We start from the raw sequence: 18,219 nt of genomic DNA, 5'->3' as shown, positions 1-18,219 counted from the left end.
CCCTACCGGACACAGACGAAGGCGACAGTCTAACGAGCCACCCACCACCTCGCACAGGAATGGGCCTAAGCCCACACCGAAGCGAGCTACGAGGTCCGGTCTACGACCTACCAGCAGTGGCACCATGACTACAATCACCACAGACCCCACACCGGCATCGGCGGCAAATCACCAATCGATCGAGTTCACAACGTCCCCGGTAACTACAAATAGCCGTGCGCCGGCATCGTGATTGTTACGCCTCGTCGCGATTGTCGCCGGGCGACGGGGCACAATCGCGACAAAGGGGCACAGCGATCGGATGGCGCCGCCTCAGGCGCCTCGCGTAGCCTTGGCCCATGACTGATCAACGTCCGATCGGATTCTGGCTCAAGCTCGTCGACCGCCTGATCGACGAGCGGTTCGCGCTCACCCTCGAGGAGCACGGCGTCACCCGGCGCCAGTGGCAGCTGTTGAATGTGCTCGCGCGGGGCAACGCCACCGTCGAGGCGCTGGATGCCGCGGTGGAGCCCGTCCTCGCCGCCGACGACGGCGAGTCGGCCGACGAACACCTGGCAGAGCTGGTGGACAGCGGGTGGGTGGCAGTCACGCCGTCGGGGTACGAGCTGACCGAGCACGGCCACACCGCGCTGAACGGACTCTCGGCTGTGGTGCAGGCCAATCGCGAGCTCGCCAGCGAGGGAGTCACCGAGGAGGAGTACGACCGCACCCTCGCCACCCTCGAGCGGATCGCCCGCAACCTGGGCTGGAGCGAGAGCTAACCACGCGTATATAAGACTTGACATATATAGGCTGAGTCCCATATGGTGAGGGCATGTCCCTCCGCAACGCCGTCCTCGGGTTCCTCGCCCTAACCCCGAGCACCGGCTACGACCTCAAGTCGCACTTCGACGGCAGCGTGCGCCAGTTCTGGACGGCCGATCAGGCCCAGATCTACCGGGTGCTCGGCCAGCTCGTGCAAGATGGCCTCGTCACCGTCGAGGTGATCCCCCAGCCCGATCGTCCGGACCGCAAGGTTCACCACATCACCGCCGCCGGGCTCGCGGAGCTCGACGGCTGGCTCGCCTCGCCCCTCGACGCGCACACGGTGCGCGAGCCGTTCCTGCTGCGCCTCTTCTTCGCCGGGCGCCTCGGCGCGGCGGGCGTCATCGGCCTCATCGACGCCCGCGCCGCCGCCGCCGAAGGGCAACTGGCTGCCCTCACCGCGGTGCGCGCCCAGCAGCCGAACCCGGCTGACCTCGAACGGGCGCTTCGCCTCGCCACCCTGGACAACGGCATCCGCCACACCCAGACCGAACTCGACTGGCTGCGCGACCTGCGCGGAACCGTCACCACCACGAACACCACCTCGAAGGAGCAGGAACGATGACCGCAACCATCACCAGGACAGCCGCGGGGGCCGCGGCGGTCGGCCTCGCCGGCACCGCCCTCTTCCAGGTCGCGCTCGCGGGCGGAGTGCCCTGGGGCGCGGCGGCGTGGGGCGGGCTCTACGAGCAACTGCCCGCTCAATTGCGGGTGAGCAGCGCGATCTCCGCCGTGGTGCTGCTCGCCGCCGCCGTGCTCGTGCTGCGCCGAGCCGGCCTCTGGGGCTCTCCCTCGAGGCCCGTGCGCGTGCTCAGCTGGGTGCTCGTGCCGCTCCTCGCGCTGAGCGCGCTCGGCAACTTCGCCTCGGCGAGCCGGTGGGAGAACCTGCTGATGGGCCCGGTGGCACTGCTGCTCTCGGTGCTCTGCGTCGTCGTCGCCCGGTCACGGCCCACCCCGGCCGCCGCGGCCGACCACACCCCGGCCGCCGTCTAGCCGTACTGCCCAGGCAGGTTTGGTTGATCGGCCGCCCCGGTCGCCGGTGGTGCCCGGAGACTGGACCCTCTTGGCCCTCTCGTTGTGCCGCTCGCGTCGGTCGGTCCGTGTCGGTCGGGCCATGTTCTGCAGGACGGGGACCGGTGGTGTGGGTGCCTACCTCACAGACTCCAGTTCTGCAGGACGGGTTGTGCAGGACGGGTTGTGCAGGACGGGTTGTGCAGGACGGGTTGTGCAGGACGGCTTGTGCAGGACGGGTTGGGCAACACAGCATGTGCAGGACACGGCAGTGGTGTCGCGACCCGAACGGTCCCGGTCTGCAGGACGCTTCCGCCGGTTCTGCACCTGCTGTCGTCGCTATCCGCCCGAGCCGTCCTGCAGAACCCGTCCTGCACAACTGGAGTCTGCGGAGGCGGGCACCCGTGGACGGCGGCACCGTCCTGCACAACCCGTCCTGCACAACTGGAGTCTGCGGGGCAGACACCCGTGGACGGCGGCACCGTCCTGCACAACGCGTGCCAGGGCCGAGGGAGTGCCGCACAGTGGCCGGGACAGGCAGGCCGCTACAGCCCGTTCGCCCGCGCCACCGCTCCGTACCACTCCGCGCTCGGCTTCGGAGTACGCGCGAAGGTCTCCCGATCCCAGGCGATCAGGCCGAAGGTGGGCGCGAAGCCGGAGGCCCACTCGTAGTTGTCGAGGGCGCTCCAGTGCTGGTAGCCGAGCACGTCGATGCCGTCCGCGATCGCGGAGTGGATGCCCTCGAGGGCACCCCGCGTGTAGGCGATCCTCCGGGAGTCGTCGGCGGTCGCGATGCCGTTCTCGGTGACCATCACGGGAACCCGGTCGCTCAACTCCCAGGCGGCGCGGATGCCGAGCTCGGCGGCCGGGGGGAAGAACTCCCAGCCGGTGAGGGTCGTCTCCACGTCGGGCGAGACCGGCACCGGACCCTTCGGACCGATGAAGGTGCGGGTGTAGGCCTGCACGCCCACGAAGTCGTCGCCGGCGATGTTCTCGAGGTACCAGTCGTCGCGCGGATGGCCGTAGTTCACGAGCGCATCGGAGGCGCCGGGCTCGATCGAGCCGTCGGGCAGGGTCGTCGGCGCAAAGGCCTGGGTGGCCACGGTCCAGCCGCTCTTGAGGCCCGAGACGGCGGAGAGCACCTCCCGCGAGCGCCGGTGGGAGGCGAGCAGGGCATCGGCCACCTGCAGGTCGGGGTTCGGCAGCCCGAATGCCACGAGGTTGGCCGCGTCCTCGCCGCCGGCGAGCATCGCCGCGATGTTCGGCTCGTTGATGGTGCAGACGTAATCCACGCCGCTCGAGACGATCGGCAGGGCGAGCTCGGTGTAGCGGGCGAAGAGGTCCGCGGCATCCGGGGCCCGCCAGAAGCCATCCCGCTCGAACCAGCGAGGCACCGTGAAGTGCATGAGGGTGACGACGGGGTTGAGGCCGAACTCGAGGCAGGTGTCGACCATGCGCCGGTAGTGGTCGACGGATGCCCGGGAGACGTACCCGCGCTCCGGCTCGATGCGCGCCCACTCCACGCTGAACCGGTACGAGTTGAGGCCGAGATCGGCGAGGATGCGCATGTCCTCGCGGTAGCGGTGGTAGCTGTCCGCGGCGTCGCCGCTCGGCTCCACGATGCTCGTGCCCGGCGTGTGCTCGTGCACCCACCAGTTGCTGTTGATGTTGTTGCCCTCGATCTGGTGGGCGGCGGTGGCCGCGCCCCAGAGAAAGCCGGCGGGGAATTCGAGCATGGTGGTCTCCTAGTAGAAAGCGTCTGGCGAGTGCGGGTCTTCAGGCCACGTCGGCTCGGCCGGGGTTGGGCACGGCATCCAGAAGGCGGATCGTGTACTCGTCCCGGGGGTTGCGCAGCACGGACGAGGTCTCGCCGGACTCCACCACCGAGCCCCTGTTGAGCACCATGATCTGGTCGGTGACCAGTCGCGCGCTGAGCAGGTCGTGGGTGATGTAGAGCATGCTCACTCCGAAGGTCTGCCGCAGGTTCTCGAGCAGCGCGAGCACTCCGGCCCGCAGCGACACGTCGAGCATCGACACCGGCTCGTCGGCGATGATCACCTGCGGGTCGCTCGCGAGCGCCCGGGCGATCACCACCCGCTGGCGCTGCCCGCCGGAGAGCTGGTGCGGCAGCTTGGCGGCGAACTGCTCCACCGGGGTGAGGCCCACGGTGTCGAGAAGCTCGAGCACGCGCCGTCGGGCGTCTGCACCTCGCAGGGTCGAGTAGTTGAGCACCGGCCGGGTGAGGATGTACTCCACCGAATGCAGCGGATTGAGCGCCGTGTACGGGTCCTGGAATACCATCTGCACCTCGCGATGCAGCCGCTTGAGGTCGCGTCGGCGGATCGCGTCCACCCTCAGGTCGCCGAAGACGATGCTGCCGGAGGTGGGTCGCTCCACCCCGGTGATGAGCTTGGCGATCGTGCTCTTGCCGCTGCCGCTCGCGCCCACGAGCGCCATCGACTGGCCGGGCTCGAGGCTGAACGACACGTCGTTCACCGCGGTCACCGGCTGCTCGCCGCGGCGCGGGCGCGGATACACCTTGGAGACGCCGTCCACCACGAGGGTCTCGAGCGCTGCCCTGCCCTCGCGGGCCGAGCGGGTCGGCCGGCTTGCGGTCGCGGCCGAACCGGCCTCGGGCGCCCGCGACTCGATGCCGGGCACCGACACGACATCTGCCCGGGGGTCGCCGTAGTGGCTCAGCAGCATGCGGGTGTACTCGTGCTGCGGGCGCAGCAGGATGTCGCGGCTCGGCGCATCCTCCACGATGGCCCCGTCGTGCATCACCATCACCCGCTGGGTGGTCTCGAGCACGATGCCGAGATCGTGGCTGATGAGCACGGCGGTGAAGTTCTCCGCCTTCTGCAGCTGCCGGATGGTGGCCATCACGGCCTGCTGCACGAGCACGTCGAGGGCGGTGGTCGGCTCATCGAACACCATCAGCCGCGGCTCGAGAGAGAGGGCGAGGGCGATCGTGGCCCGCTGCCGCATTCCGCCGGAGAGCTCGCCGGGGTAGCGGTCGAGAACGGTCGCCGGCAGCTCCACCTTGCCCACGAGCTCCCTCGCGCGGGTCAGCCGGTCGTGCACGCTCACGTGGCCGTGGGCGCGGAAGATGTCGTAGAAGTGGTCCCGCACCGTGCGCACCGGGTTGAGCGAGTTCATGCCGGACTGCGGCACCATGGCGAATCCACCCCGCCGCTGCGACCGCAGGTTCTCTGCGCTGAGCGCCGCGATGTCCGTGCCGTCGAAGAGGATGCTGCCCCCGGTGATGCGGGCCGGCGCCTTCGCGAGGCGGGTGATCGCGAGCCCCAGGGTGGACTTGCCCGATCCCGACTCCCCCACCAGGCCCACGAATTCGCCCTGGGCGAGCTCGAAGGACACGCCCTTCACGGCGGGCACCGCCACGGCGCCGGGCGACTCGTAGCCGACGGACAGGTCTCGAACGCTGAGCAGGTTTCGAACGCTGAGCAGGCTCATCGGGTTGCTCCTTCTCGCAGACGCGGATTGCTCAGGCCATCGACGCCGAAGTTGATGAGGGCGAGGGACGCGGCCAGCAGGGCGATGCACAGCCCGGGGGCGAAGAGCAGCACCCACTGGCCGGTGAGCATCGCGTTGCTGTTCTGGGCCCAGAAGAGCATGGTTCCCCAGCTCACGGTGTTCACGTCGCCGAGGCCGAGGAACTCGAGGCCCGCCTCGCCGAGGATCGCGCCGACCGCTGAGGCGAGGAAGCTCCCGGCGATGAGCGAGGTCATGTTCGGCAGGATCTCCCGGAAGACGACCCGCGCCGAGCTCTCGCCGCTGAATACGGCGGCGGTCACGAAGTCCCGCGAGCGGAGGGTCTGAGTCTGGGAGCGCAGGACGCGCGCACCGGTGGCCCAGCCGGTGATCACCACCACGAGCACGATCATGCCGATGCCGCCGTCGTGCAGGTAGGCGGCGATCACGATCATCAACGGCAGGGCCGGAATCACGAGGAAGAGGTTCACGACGAAGTTGATCACGTCGCCGACGAGCGTGCGGGCGTAGCCCCAGCTGAGGCCGACGAGTACGGCGACGAGGGTGGCGAGGGTGCCAGCGGCGATGCCCACGAACAACGAGATCCGCGTGCCGTAGAGCAGCTGGGAGAGCACGTCCTCCCCGGCGCCGGTCGTGCCGAGCAGGTGGGCCGGGCTGCCGCTGTCTCCGCGGGTGAAGCTGTTGTCGGTGGCCGAGTACGGCGCGAGAAGCGGGGCGAAGATCGCCACCAGCACGAAGAGGCCCAGGATCACGAGCCCGATCCGCGCCTTGCCGCTGCTCCAGAGAGCGGCAAACGCGCGACCGAGCATCAGGAGCGGGGCCGTCCCGCGACGGGAGGCGAAGGTCTTTTTGATCGTCGTGTCGGTCATCGTCTCGTCCTCGGGTCGAGCGCCCCGTAGAGGATGTCTACGATGAAGTTGGCGAGCAGCACGCTCACCGTGATCATGAGGAACAGGGCCTGCATGAGCGGGTAGTCCTGGTTGGTGACGGCGTTGTAGAGCAGATAGCCGAGCCCCGGATAGTTGAAGACCCGCTCGACCAGCAGCGACCCGCCGACCACGGCGCCGAGCGCGAGGCCGAAGGCGGTGAGGTTGGGCAGGAGCGCGTTGCGGGCGGCGTAGCGCAGCGCCACCGTCTTCGGCTTGAGGCCGTTGGCCTCGGCGAAGGTCACGTAGTCCTCACCGAGGGTGTTGATCATGTTGTTGCGCATGCCGAGCACCCACCCGCCGAGCGAGGTGATGAGGATCGTGAGGGCGGGAAGGATCGAGTGGTACAGCGCGTCGCCGAAGAACTCGATCGAGAAGTTGGGCGTGACGGTGGCACCGTAGGCACCGGAGCGCGGGAACAGCCCGGCCACGTAGCCGAGGAAGAAGAGCAGCAGCAGCGCGGTCCAGAAGTACGGGAACCCCGAGACGAAGGCGCCGCCGACGGTGGGCAGCGTGTCGAGCCAGGTTCCGCGCTTCCAGGCAGCGAGCACGCCGAGCAGGGTGCCGCAGACAAAGGACACGATCGTCACCACCCCGACGAGCACGATGGTCCACGGCAGCGCGGCGGAGATGAGGCTCGAGACCGACTGTGGAAAGAACGTGAACGAGACGCCGAAGTCGAAGTGCGCGAGGTTGCCGAGGTAGGAGACGTACTGCTCCCAGATGTTGCCGGTCGGCACCCCGAGCTGGGCCTTGATGGCCGCCTGCACCGAGGCGCTCACCGGTCCGCTCTGGGCGAGTTTGGCGATCGCGGCGTCGGCCGGCGAGCCCGGCATCAAGCGCGGAAGCAGGAAGTTGAGGGTGATCGCCGCCCACAGCGTGAGAAGCAGCAGTCCGACCTTCTTCAGGACGAAGTTCACGCGACACCACCTCCATTCTTTGCGTGCGGTGCGGGGTTGGGCTGTCGGTGGCCAGACCCGGCCGCACGCTCGAGGCGTGCGGCCGGAGCCGACCGAGTCGGTGCGGTTAAGCGCCGGCCTTGGTGAGATGGGTGAGAATCAGCAGCGGGTTGGAGTCCCACGTCATCGGTGAGGCGTACGGGTTCTTCTCGCTCGGCCAGCCGGTGAACTGCTTGTCGCTGAAGAGGCCCCACAGTCCGCCGTAGAACATGGCGATCGCCGGCACCTGGTCGTAGACGACCGTCTGCAGCTGGTCGCCGAGCTTCTTCTGCTCGGCCGGGTCGCTCGTGGCCTTGAGGGCGGCCAGGATCTGGTCGACCTTCGGATCGCTGAACCGCTCGAAGTTCGAAGTGGTTGGCGTGCCGACCGGCGCGGCGAACTGGCTGTTGAGCAGGTTGTTGAAGTCGTCGTAGATCGACCCCGTGCCGCCGAACGAGCCCATGGCCAGATCGTAGTTGCCGCTCTGCAGCGCCTGGTTGTAGGCGGCAGGCTGCGGCTGGTTGATCTTCACGTCGATGCCGATGGCCTTCAGCTGGCCCTGCACGGTCTTGACTCCCTGCAGCCAGTCGGTGTACCCGTTGGCCGTGGTGATCGAGAAGGAGAGCTGCTTGCCCGACGCGTCGACGAGCGTGTCGCCCTTCTTCGTGAAGCCGGCCTTGGCGAAGAAGTCCAGGGCCTTCTGCGTGTTCTGCGCGATCGCCCCGCCATCCGGCAGCGCGGTATTGAGCGCCGCCTTCTGGTTCGGCAGGAGCAGTCCACTCTGGCCCGCGGCATCCACATAGCCCTGTTCGGCGTTGTTCGCGATCTTGCTGCGGTCGAGCGCCCAGGACAGGCCCTGCCTGAAGTTGACGTCGTTGAACGGCGCCTTGGTCAGGTTGGGGTAGAGGCTCACATTGCCACCCGGGGGGAACCAGTAGCTGTTGTGCTGCTTGTTCGCTCCGACCCAGGTCTTGTCGACCTCGGTCATGAACGAGTACGCCCAGTCGTAGCCGTTGTTGACGACGTCGAGCTGGGTGTTCGCGGCGGGCAGCACGAGCTTGTCGGCGGCCACCTTGTCGGCCTGCCAGTAGTTCTTGTTCTTGGCGAGCGTGTATTGGTTGGGACTGAACGAGCCGAGCACATAGGGTCCGGTCACGACCGGCTTGGCGTTGGTCTCCTTGACGGGGTCCTTCACCGACTTCCACACGTGCTCGGGCACGATGAGCGTCTGCTCGATCACGCGGGCCGCCGGCACGTCGTCGGTCTTGAGGGTGAAGGTCACCTTCTGGCCGTCCACCGCCACCGAGTCGACTCGCTGCCAGACGCCCTTGAGGTCGAGCTCCTTGTGGTCCTTGAGGAGCTGGAAGGTGAACGCGACGTCGCTCGCGCTGAACGGCTTGCCGTCGCTCCACTTGACGCCGGTGCGGATGTCGAAGACGACCGTCTTGGCGTCGGGCGCGGTGTGCCCGGTGGCCAGGAACGGGGTCTCCTTACCGTCGAGCGAGTTGATGACCTCGAGCGGCTCGTACATGTAGGTGGTGCCCACGCGCTTGTTCGGCGCGTATGGATTGAAGTTCTTCTCGAACGTGGGCGAGCCGTTGTCGGCGCCCACGAGCATCGAGCCGTTGGCGGCCGGGGCGCTTCCGCCCTTGACGCTCATGCTGCAAGCGCTGGTCGCGAGCACTGCGGCCACGGAGAGGACGGCGAGGGCCGTCAGTGATGTGCGTCTACCTGGATGCATTGCCGGGTACTTCCTTCATGTCGTCATTGACCTTCGCGGCGAAGTTGCCACGCGTACTGTGTAAATGGATACGGTTCGTGCACCCTTGGTCGAGTGTATGCGCATACATTGCGATCTGCAAGTCTTTTCGGCTTCCCTCCCCGCTTCCCCTCCCTCTTTTTCCTCCCCGGCTTCCTCCCTGCGTCCTCCCCGACTTCCTCCCTGGCTTCCTCCCTGGCGTGCTCCCCGGCTTCCTCCCTGGCGTGCCCGTTTGTCAGGTCTGGGCCCGCTCGAGCCGGCACAATCGCGACAAACGGGCACGGTTACGGCGGGATGCCGCGGGACGGCGCCCCGACGAGCGACACGGCCGAGCGGCGCCCGACGAGCGGCGCCGGGCGGAGCCGAGTCGCGCCGACTCCTGCCGGGGCGCCGCCGCGTGGTTCAGTGCCGCGGCGGCGCCCCGGCGCGGATCAGCGCAGCGACATCGTCTCCGCACCGAGGTAGGTGCGGGCCGCCCACGACGCCGGGTCGCTGGCGAAGTGCCCGCGCAGGGCGTTGTTCGCCAGGGCGTTGTCGAGCGAGATCATGATCATCGACTGGTCGAGCACCAGTCGACGATGGCCGACCGCCCCCGTGGTGGGGTTCACCGCATCGAAGAAGCCGCCGTCCGCGCTGTAGCTGTCCGGGTAGAGCGTGCGCAGCTTCTCGATGTTGGCGTAGGCCTCCTGCGGGATCACCCCGAGGGCGAGAAACGAGGCGTGCGGAGTCACCGTGGTCTCTGTCGTCTCATTCGCGCAGCCGCCGCCGCACTGGGAGAGGGCATTGCCGGTCCCGAACTTCTGCCCGACCGCACCGAAGATGCCGTACCCGCCGCTGTCGTCTGCGGTGCTCGAGGGGGACATCCCCCACACCGGCAGCTTCAGCTGCTCGGTCGCGTACTTCGCCTGCACCTGGGCGAGGCGCTTGTCGGCCAGCCCGAGTCCGCGCGCGCCCCACTCGGTCTCCGGCACGATCTGGTTGGCCATCAGGCCCTCGAACATGCCGCCGCCCCAGGTGGGGATGTGTGTGATGGTGCTGCCCGGGTAGGTGTAGTGACCCTCCCAGACGCGGAACGGCTTGCCCGACTGCGGGTCGCGGATGGTCTTCCAGTAGCCGACCGGGGCCTGGCCCTGCCAGGAGAAGTCCGGATCGGTGTCGCACTGCTTCGGCGGCAGGGTGCGCCAGGTGCGCCACCAGACGTCACCGGGCATCTGGTGCAGGCCCATTCCCACGTACATCGCGATGCGCGGATCGCTGTAGAGCGCCCCGTTGTGGTAGCCGGCCGGACCCTGGCCGGAGTAGTAGCCGCCGAACATCTGCCCGGTCGGCTGGTTGCCCTCGATCGCCGGGTTGGTGTTGCAGGCGGTCTGGGCGCGGTTGTCGTAGAAGATCGAGAAGTCCATCGGCGTGATCAGCGCGTTGGCCGCACCCCTGAGTTCGGGGAAGGCCGACCGCACGACGAGAAGGCCGGCGGCGTACCAACCATTGTCGACCGCGGAGAGGAACGAGCAGTTGTCCTGCGCCGGGGTTGTCCTCGTGTCACAGAAGACGTCCCCGGGGTTGAGGATGGCCTTGCCCGTGCCGGTGTCGTACCACTGGTGCAGGAAGCCGTGGTCGCGCTGCATCGTGCCGACCGTCTTCATGGTGGCGGAGATGAGCGACGTGGCCGTCGACCGTCCGATGAGCCCGAGGTCGTTGGCGGCCACGACCGACTCGAGGTAGACGCCGATGTTGGCGGCCGAGGTGTACGTGCCGCGCACGCCGTCCGGCCCGAGGTTGTCGAGCGGGAGGTGGGTGACCGGGTCGACGGCCTTCTCGAAGAACTTCCAGGTATCCCCGGCCATTCCGAGCAGCGTTGCCTTCTGTGCGGCGCTCAGGACGGATGCCGGCGGGACGTCGGACGCCCGCGCGCTGGTGACCTGCGGGGCCACAATGGCGGCGGCGATCACGGCCCCCACCGCAATGCTCGCCGCCAGGCGGGCCCCGCGAGCGGGCCTCGGATCATCGGCCGGCGCGACCGGACCGTTCGCTCGGGTGGTGCGTCGCAGCTGACTCTTCATTGCCCGGTACTTCCTTCGTGTCATCGTCGACAGTCGCGGTCGGGTGTTCCGGGGGGAACGCCGCGCGGCGTACCCGGCGAGTGTATGCGCATACACTTCGGTTTGGCAATGGCCCGGTCGCGAACCGGGCGGCCCGGCGGGTTACCCCGGGCGGCGCCCCCGGGGTGGCTCCGGGCGCCCTCGACGCGTGCCTCCGCCCGCGCGCGAAGTGCCAGCTGCCCCCTCGCGATTCTCGCCGGCGAGCCGCCCTCGTCGCCCCTCGCTATTGGCTTCGAGACGGGCTCGAACCCTCCGAACTCTCCCGCAGCAGCAGCTTCACCGGCAGCCGCAGCGCGATCGGCGGCTGGGCGAGATCCTCCAGCCTGCTGCGCATCACCCACATCGCCGCGCGTCCGAGGTCCACCATCGGCTGCTGCACGGTGGTCAGTCGCGGGGTCGAGAGCCGGCCCTCCTCGATGCCGTCGAAGCCGGTGACGATCGTCTCCTCCGGCACCCGAACTCCCCGTGCAGTGAGAACGTCGATGATTCCCAGCGCGGTCTGGTCGTTCGAACACATGAGGGCGCGCGGCGGCGGCCCGGCCGCCAGGATCTCGCCGGCGATCGCCCGGCCGCGCTCCCGCGAGAAGTCGCCGTGGAAGACGGGGAGCGACCCCGGATCGATGCCGCTCTCGGCGAGCGCCTGGCAGAATCCGCCGTATCGTTCCCGATCGTCCGGGGTGTCTCGAGGGCCGGAGACGAAGACCGGGTCGCGCACGCCGAGGTCGTCGATCACGTGTCTGCCCAGGGCGTGCATCCCCTCGGCGTTCGCCACCGTCACGTGGTCGAAGTCGTCGCCGCGTCGCTCGCCGGCGATCAGCACGATCGGGATGCGCCGGGAGACGTGTTCGAGCACGTCGTCCGGCACGCTGTGGGCGAGCAGGGCGAGCCCGTCCACCCGGCCCGCGATGTCGCTCACCATCTCGATCGGGTTGGAGCCGCGACCGACGCCCACCATCAGGGTGAAGCCGTCCCGCCAGGCCTGCAGCTCGCTGCCTCGCAGCACTTCGTCGAAGTAGAGGTTGGGGCGGCGCACGTCGCCGGAGTCCGGGATGTCGACCACCACATCCACCCGCGGCGAGTAGGCGAAGTCGGTGTCGTCCACATCCTCGACCGCGTCGAAGTCGGGGAAGTAGAGCCCGAGCACGCCTGTGCGCCGGGCCGCGAGACCCCGGGCGCTCGCGCTGGGCACGTAGCCGAGCGCGCGCACCGAGGCGAGCACGTGCTCCCTGGTGGATGCGCGTACATCGTCGGGACGACGAAAGACCCGCGACACCGTCGCGATCGACACCCCGGCGTGCGCGGCGACGTCGTAGACCGTCGCGGTCTTCTGCATTGATCCTCCTGGGCGACGCGGCACGAGTCGAGGTTCAGCGAGTGAATCTCGGCTCGGGTCGAGTGTATTACTCCTGCATCCGGCCGCCGCACCCGGCCCGCACCCGCACCCGGCCTGCACCCGTGCTCGTGCTCGTGCTCGTGCGGCGACTGTGCCCGTTTGTCGCGATTGGGCCTGCACGAGCAGGCACGATCGCGACAAAGGGGCACAATCGCGGCCGCGGGCGCGGGCGTTCACCTAGGTGAGGAACGGCCGCGGGCGCGGGCGTTCACCTAGGTGAGGAACCAGTACCAGATGAGAAGCATCGTCACGAGGAATCCGGTGACGAAGTTGAGCCAGAGAAACCGCTTCCAGCCGCGGTTGGCGCGCCCGGCATCCGCATCGGTGATGGACCAGTACGGCAGCACGCTCGCGGCGTACGGCAGCATGAGGATCGCCGAGAACGGACCGGGGAACCTCGTGAACAGCAGCAGCACGGCGGCGAGGAGGTAGACGAAGAACGAGAGCCGAATTGTGGCCCGGCCACCGATCACGGTCGCGATGGAGCCGATGCCCCCCTCGCGGTCGGCCACGATGTCCTGCACAGCGCCGAAGGCGTGCGAGGCGATGCCCCAGAGGAAGAACGCGGCGAGCAGCGCCCCCAGCGCCGGGGTGAAGACGGCACCGGCCAGCACGAGGCCGTAGACCGCCGGCGAGACGAAGTGGGTGCTCGAGGTGAGCGAGTCGAGAAAGGGCCGCTCCTTGAATCGCAGCCGCGGGGCCGAATAGGCGATCACCGCGAAGACGCTGATCGCCAGCACGAGCCAGGACAGCGGGCGCCCGACCGCGACGAGGAACACGAGGAACGGCACGTTGAGGATCACCGCCGACCACAGGGTCAGCCGGTGCACTCCCGGGTCGAGCAAGGCCCCCTCCACCCCGCCCTTGCGCGGATTGTGCAGGTCGGACTCGTAGTCGAACACATCGTTGATGCCGTACATCGCGAGGTTGTACGGGATGAGGAAGTAGATGGTTCCGACGACGAACACCACGTCGATCTGCCGCGTCGCCATCACGTAGGCGGCCGCGAACGGGAACGCGGTGTTCACCCAGCTGAGCGGGCGAGAGGAGACGAAGAGGCTCTTAGCGGCGTTCATCGCGGCGCCTCCCGAGCAGAATCCAGAGCGACGGCAGCAGCAGCACGGCCGCCACGGGATAGGCGAAGTCCTCGAGCGGCGCGATGCCGACGAACGCGCCGGAGATCTTGGCCGGGTCGTAGCCGACCAGGCCCACCCCGATCATCAGGTTGTCGAAGATCGCCGTCGTCACCAGCAGGAGCGCGCCGGCGAGGGCGACGGATGCCCAGGGCAGGCCACCGCGTCGCCGACCGACGACGAGGGCGAGGCATCCGATTACGGCCACCGCCGCGAGGAAGACCGCGTTGAGCGCCCAGTAGCTCATCACGATCGCGCCCCGCGCCCGGACGGCATCCGCGTCGCCGCCCCCACCGCGTTCATGGTGAGGTAGCAGAGCAGGGTGAGGAAGAAGACCTCCTCCACCGGCAGCTCGGGCGCGATCACGAGCCCGGTCATGAAGCCGGTCTCGCCGCGGAAGAAGATGCCGAGACCGATTCCCGCCGCGTCCCAGGCGAGGAAGAAGACGACGCCCACCACCAGCACGATCGTCGCCCGCCGGGCATCCGCCCAGAAGAACAGCCGGAATCGGCGATCGAGCAGCACCATTCCGGTGAGCGCGATCGCGAGCGCGACGAGGTACAGCGCGCCCACTAGCCGACCGTCGGCCGGAGGGGTTCGGGCAGTGCCTCCGTCGACACGTCACCGCGCAGCCGTTTGACCAGCACCTCGGCGCTGATGAGGCACATCGGCAGCCCGATCCCTGGGATGGTCGACCCGCCGGCGTAGTACAGCCCGGCGACCTTCTTGCTTATATTCCCGGCGCGGAACATAGCGCTCTGGCCCAGCGTGTGAGCCGGCCCCAAGGCCGTGCCCCGCCAGGTGTGGAGGTCGTTCTCGAAGTCGCCCGGGCCCACCGTCTTGCGCACGACGATGCGGGAGGCGAGGTCCGGGATGTCCGCCCACTCCGCGATCTGTTCGATCACCGTGTCGGCGAGCACCTCAATTCTGGTGTCGCCGTCTCCGTCGACGTCGCCGCGGCCGATGCTCGGGTCGGCGGGGATCGGCACGAGCACGAAGAGATTCTCGAAGCCCTCCGGCGCGACCGACGGGTCGAGTCCGCTCGGCTTGCAGACGTAGAGCGACGCCGGTTCGGGCACGGACGACTCGGCACCGAAGATCTTCTCGAAGCCCGCCTTCCAGTCCCGGGCGAAGAAGAGGGTGTGATGTTGGAGCTGCGGCAGTTCGCCCCGCACGCCCAGGTAGAGCAGCAGGGCACTCGGACCGGGCGTCTTGCCGTCCCAGTAGCGCTGCGGGTAGGTCTGCAGTTCTGGCGGCAGCAGGCGCGTCTCGGTGTGGTGCAGGTCGGCGGCCGACACGACGATATCCGCCGCGATCTTTTGCATGCTCCCGGAGGCATCCGTGTATTCGACGCCGGTCGCGACGCCGTCGCGCGTGGTGATCTCCGTCGCCGTGGCGCGGGTGACGATGGTCACCCCCTGTGCCCTGGCGAGCGTGGCGATCTGCTCGATGAGCCTGGTGAAGCCGCCCAGGGGGTACATGACCCCGCCCTCGAAGTCGAGGTGGCTCATCAGGTGATACATGCTCGGGGCGATATATGGCGAGGAGCCGAGGAACACGGCCGGGTAGCCGAGAACCTGGCGCAGCCGGTTGTCCTTCACGGTGCGGTCGACGAGGCTCGAGAGCGGGCGCAGCAGCAGTGCCGCGAGCGTGTCGGCGCGGGAGAGCACGTCGCGGCGGAGGAGAGGACGGATGTCGGCGAAGCTCGTGTAGAGGAACCGCCGCTTGGCAATCTCGTAGGTCTCCCGCGCGGAGTCCAGGTACCGCTCCATGCGTGGCCGGGAGCCGGGCTCGATCCGCTCGAAGAGGTCGAGGTTCTGCTCGCGATGGGCCGTGATGTCGAGCGGCTCGGCCTCGCCCTCGAAGATCACCCGGTAACCGGGATCGAGGGTTACGAGCTGGAGCTGCTCCTCGGCGGTCGTGCCCAGCAGCCGGAAGAAGTGGTCGAAGACCTCGGGCATGAGATACCAGCTCGGCCCGGTGTCGAACCGGAAGCCGTCCTGTTCCCACGAGCCGGCCCGTCCACCCACGTTCGGCAGCGCCTCGAGCAGCGTCACCGTGTGGCCGTCCTTCGCGAGCAGGGCCGCGGAGGCGAGACCGGCGATGCCCCCGCCGATCACGACGACGGCGCTCACGAGGGCACCCTCGGCGTGCGACCGACCGCGGCACCGGCGGCGATGCGCAGCTTCACCGGGTTGGGCACGCGCACGCGGGAGCGCACGAGCTGGCTGGCCGGCGTGGCGCGGAGCCGAACGGACAATTCCGTGAACAGTCCCTGAGCGAGGGCGACCGCGCGGCGCGAGGTGCTGGGCAGGGACGGGATCACCGCGGCGGACACCCGCAGGTCCGCGTCGATGTCGTCGAGCAGGCGCCCCTTGTCGGCCTCGGTGAACGAGTCGACCCGCACCCCGGGAAAGTAGCTTCGGCCGAGCGTCTCGAAGTCGTCGGAGAGGTCGCGCAAGAAGTTGACCTTCTGGAAGGCGGCGCCGAGCCGGCGGGCGCCGTGCACGAGCCGCGCATCCTCCTGCTCGCTCAGCTCGACGCCCTCGAGGAAGGCGCGAAGGCACATGAGCCCGACGACCTCGGCCGACCCGTAGACGTACCGCTCGAAGCTCTCGTCATCGTGTTCCGTTTCACTCAGGTCCGCGCGCATCGACTCGAAGAACGGCGCGGTGAGCTCCGAGCCGAACCCCGTCTGCCTCGCCGTGCGGGCGAAGGCGTGGATCACCAGGTTGGCGCTGTAGCCCTCGGCCAAGGCCGCCTCGGTGTCCCGCTCGAGGTCGTTGAGCACCCGGGCCGTGTGCACCGGGTCGAGCCCGGCCTCGGCGGCGCCACCGTCGACAACCTCGTCTGCAATGCGCACGAGGGCGTAGATGTTCTCCACGTGCCGGCGCACCGGCGCAGCGAGCAGCCGCGAGGCGAGGCCGAACGAGGTGGAATAGCGACGGATCACCACGCTCGCCGTCTCCTCGGCGACCCGGTCGTAGAGACTGAGCCGGCTCACCCGCGGCCGCCTGACGAGGGGGCCAGAACGTGAGTTCGCGCGTTTCTGGCTAGGCTGATTGGGCACTCCCGCACGGCGCCGATCTGGGCGTCGCCCCGCATCCGCGGAGTCCTCAGATCGTGGCCGGTCACATCCTCAGGGTAACGGACAGTCATGACCACAACCGCGGAACTCGTCGTTCTCGTAGACGACTCCGGGACCCCCGTCGGCACGGCGGAGAAATTCTCAGTGCACGGCGTCGAGACCCCGCTTCACCTCGCCTTCTCCTGCCACGTCTACGACCCTGACGGACGCGTGCTCGTCACCCGGCGCGCGCTCGGCAAGCTCACCTGGCCAGGCGTGTGGACCAACTCGTTCTGTGGTCATCCGGGGCCGGGCGAACGGCTGGAGGACGCGCTTGCTCGCCGCGCCCGCCTCGAACTCGGCATCACGATTGAGGGCCTCGAGTTGGTGCTTCCGCATTTTCGCTACCGTGCCGTCGACGCCTCCGGGGTCGTCGAGAACGAGATCTGTCCCGTCTATCGGGCGGTGACCACGGATGCCGTGCGCGCCAACCCCGACGAAGTGGCGGAATACGAGTGGCTGGAGCCTGCCGCACTCCGCGCCGCTGTCGCCGCGGCGCCCTTCGCCTTCAGCCCCTGGCTGGTGCTGCAGCTCGAGCAGTGGAAGACGCCGGTCTAGTCAGTCGAGCAGGCTCTCGCCGCGCGAGATGTCGGTGCGGTGGAAGTTCTGGAACGAACGGGATGCCGTCGGTCCGCGCTGTCCCTGGTACCGCGAGCTGTACTCGGCAGAGCCGTACGGCTTCTCCGCGGGAGACGTGAGACGGATGAAGCAGAGCTGTCCGATCTTCATCCCGGGCCACAGCTTGATCGGCAGGGTGGCCACGTTCGACAGTTCGAGCGTGACATGGCCGCTGAAACCCGGGTCCACGAAGCCGGCGGTGGAGTGGGTGAGCAGGCCCAGGCGGCCGAGCGAGCTCTTGCCCTCCAGGCGCGCGGCGATGTCATCCGGAAGCGTCACGAGCTCGTAGGTGGAGCCGAGCACGAACTCGCCGGGGTGCAGGATGAACGGCTGGTTGGGAGCCGCCTCGACGAGCCGGGTGAGCTCCGGCTGGTCTTCGGCCGGATCGATGAACGGGTACTTGTGGTTGTCGAACAGGCGGAAGAACCCGTCGAGGCGCACGTCGATGCTCGAGGGCTGGATCATCTCCGGCTCATACGGGTCGAGCCCGATGCGTCCAGAGTCGAGCTCGATCTTGATGTCGCGGTCCGAAAGCAGCATGGCCACGAGACTACCGGAGCGCGCGACGCACATCGCGCCCGCGATACGATGGAGCGGTGCCGCGCGCAAGTGCGGCCACGCGAGCGTAGTTCAATGGCAGAACTCCAGCTTCCCAAGCTGGTAGTGCGGGTTCGATTCCCGTCGCTCGCTCTGTGTGATGTCTCATGTGCTTTAACAGGCCGGATGATAAATCCCAACGGAACTTGATAATTCCGGAATGCCCGAGCGGAACGGCAGGTCATGGGGTGCTTCCCATGTCGCGATTGACGTACGCGGGGTCCTATTGATCGAAGCAACACATTCTTTTAGGTGGTCGTTTCATGGTTTTGACGTCTTCGTCACCAGCTGCCCTGCGGTT

17 protein-coding genes, 1 tRNA gene and 1 pseudogene are annotated in these 18,219 nt (G+C 68.4%); 6 read left to right on the top strand and 13 right to left on the bottom strand.

Annotated features, from left to right (window positions below; all coding sequences use genetic code 11):
- The 4 genes and pseudogenes from FVP33_RS18905 to FVP33_RS18890 form a co-directional block, all read left to right on the top strand.
- Positions 1 to 213 (top strand): annotated as a pseudogene (locus tag FVP33_RS18905) (integrase core domain-containing protein); the annotation flags it as partial.
- 125 nt (positions 214 to 338) lie between these two features.
- Complete coding sequence (locus FVP33_RS18900) at positions 339 to 761, top strand: MarR family transcriptional regulator (RefSeq protein ID WP_147785253.1); 423 nt, start codon at positions 339 to 341, stop codon at positions 759 to 761.
- Between the two features lie 53 nt (positions 762 to 814).
- Entirely contained in the window at positions 815 to 1,369 is a 555-nt protein-coding gene (locus FVP33_RS18895) for a PadR family transcriptional regulator (protein ID WP_147785252.1), read from the top strand.
- On the top strand, positions 1,366 to 1,797 hold the full coding sequence (locus tag FVP33_RS18890) for a hypothetical protein (RefSeq protein ID WP_147785251.1): 432 nt from the start codon (positions 1,366 to 1,368) through the stop codon (positions 1,795 to 1,797). The genes FVP33_RS18895 and FVP33_RS18890 overlap by 4 nt, the downstream gene beginning before the upstream one ends.
- Before the next feature lie 563 nt (positions 1,798 to 2,360).
- On the opposite strand, the gene FVP33_RS18885 is transcribed toward FVP33_RS18890, so the two are convergent.
- The 12 genes from FVP33_RS18885 to FVP33_RS18830 form a co-directional block, all read right to left on the bottom strand.
- Complete coding sequence (locus FVP33_RS18885) at positions 2,361 to 3,551, bottom strand: glycoside hydrolase family 1 protein (RefSeq protein ID WP_147785250.1); 1,191 nt, start codon at positions 3,549 to 3,551, stop codon at positions 2,361 to 2,363.
- Between the two features lie 40 nt (positions 3,552 to 3,591).
- Positions 3,592 to 5,289, bottom strand: coding sequence for an ABC transporter ATP-binding protein (locus tag FVP33_RS18880; protein ID WP_147785249.1), 1,698 nt, complete (start codon positions 5,287 to 5,289; stop codon positions 3,592 to 3,594).
- Positions 5,286 to 6,197: an ABC transporter permease gene (locus FVP33_RS18875; RefSeq protein WP_147785248.1), complete on the bottom strand. Its 912-nt coding sequence runs from the start codon at positions 6,195 to 6,197 to the stop codon at positions 5,286 to 5,288. Before FVP33_RS18875 ends, FVP33_RS18880 begins: the two co-directional genes overlap by 4 nt.
- Positions 6,194 to 7,174, bottom strand: a complete 981-nt coding sequence (locus tag FVP33_RS18870; protein WP_147785247.1) for an ABC transporter permease — start codon at positions 7,172 to 7,174, stop codon at positions 6,194 to 6,196. The genes FVP33_RS18875 and FVP33_RS18870 overlap by 4 nt, the downstream gene beginning before the upstream one ends.
- A 106-nt stretch (positions 7,175 to 7,280) precedes the next feature.
- On the bottom strand, positions 7,281 to 8,933 hold the full coding sequence (locus FVP33_RS18865; protein ID WP_147785246.1) for an ABC transporter substrate-binding protein: 1,653 nt from the start codon (positions 8,931 to 8,933) through the stop codon (positions 7,281 to 7,283).
- Positions 8,934 to 9,382: 449 nt separating this feature from the next.
- Entirely contained in the window at positions 9,383 to 11,011 is a 1,629-nt protein-coding gene (locus tag FVP33_RS18860; protein ID WP_187270813.1) for a glucoamylase family protein, read from the bottom strand.
- Between the two features lie 262 nt (positions 11,012 to 11,273).
- Positions 11,274 to 12,383 carry a LacI family DNA-binding transcriptional regulator gene (locus FVP33_RS18855; protein WP_147785244.1) on the bottom strand — a complete coding sequence of 370 codons (1,110 nt, stop codon included), beginning with the start codon at positions 12,381 to 12,383 and terminating at the stop codon, positions 11,274 to 11,276.
- A 272-nt stretch (positions 12,384 to 12,655) separates the two neighbouring features.
- Positions 12,656 to 13,519 (bottom strand): prenyltransferase, encoded by an 864-nt coding sequence (locus tag FVP33_RS18850; protein WP_147785243.1) that lies wholly within the window; start codon positions 13,517 to 13,519, stop codon positions 12,656 to 12,658.
- Positions 13,506 to 13,823, bottom strand: a complete 318-nt coding sequence (locus FVP33_RS18845; protein ID WP_147785242.1) for a lycopene cyclase domain-containing protein — start codon at positions 13,821 to 13,823, stop codon at positions 13,506 to 13,508. Before FVP33_RS18845 ends, FVP33_RS18850 begins: the two co-directional genes overlap by 14 nt.
- On the bottom strand, positions 13,823 to 14,149 hold the full coding sequence (locus FVP33_RS18840; protein ID WP_147785241.1) for a lycopene cyclase domain-containing protein: 327 nt from the start codon (positions 14,147 to 14,149) through the stop codon (positions 13,823 to 13,825). Before FVP33_RS18840 ends, FVP33_RS18845 begins: the two co-directional genes overlap by 1 nt.
- The gene (gene crtI, locus FVP33_RS18835; RefSeq protein WP_147785240.1) at positions 14,149 to 15,711 is read right to left on the bottom strand and encodes a phytoene desaturase family protein; all 1,563 of its coding nucleotides are present in this window, start codon (positions 15,709 to 15,711) and stop codon (positions 14,149 to 14,151) included. The genes FVP33_RS18840 and crtI overlap by 1 nt, the downstream gene beginning before the upstream one ends.
- Positions 15,708 to 16,580 (bottom strand): phytoene/squalene synthase family protein, encoded by an 873-nt coding sequence (locus tag FVP33_RS18830; protein WP_147785239.1) that lies wholly within the window; start codon positions 16,578 to 16,580, stop codon positions 15,708 to 15,710. The genes crtI and FVP33_RS18830 overlap by 4 nt, the downstream gene beginning before the upstream one ends.
- Positions 16,581 to 16,733: 153 nt before the next feature.
- Here FVP33_RS18830 and idi point away from each other — a divergent pair, with 153 nt between their 5' ends.
- Positions 16,734 to 17,261, top strand: a complete 528-nt coding sequence (idi, locus tag FVP33_RS18825) for an isopentenyl-diphosphate Delta-isomerase (RefSeq protein WP_147785238.1) — start codon at positions 16,734 to 16,736, stop codon at positions 17,259 to 17,261.
- On the opposite strand, the gene dcd is transcribed toward idi, so the two are convergent.
- Positions 17,262 to 17,861 carry a dCTP deaminase gene (dcd, locus tag FVP33_RS18820; RefSeq protein ID WP_147785237.1) on the bottom strand — a complete coding sequence of 200 codons (600 nt, stop codon included), beginning with the start codon at positions 17,859 to 17,861 and terminating at the stop codon, positions 17,262 to 17,264.
- 79 nt (positions 17,862 to 17,940) lie between these two features.
- On the opposite strand from dcd, the gene FVP33_RS18815 reads away from it, so the two are divergent.
- Positions 17,941 to 18,011, top strand: a tRNA-Gly gene (locus FVP33_RS18815).
- The last annotated feature ends 208 nt before the right edge of the window (positions 18,012 to 18,219 follow it).

This window comes from Lacisediminihabitans profunda (assembly GCF_008040105.1).
GTDB lineage: Bacteria > Actinomycetota > Actinomycetes > Actinomycetales > Microbacteriaceae > Lacisediminihabitans > Lacisediminihabitans profunda.
This window is presented reverse-complemented; position numbering and strand designations above follow the sequence as displayed.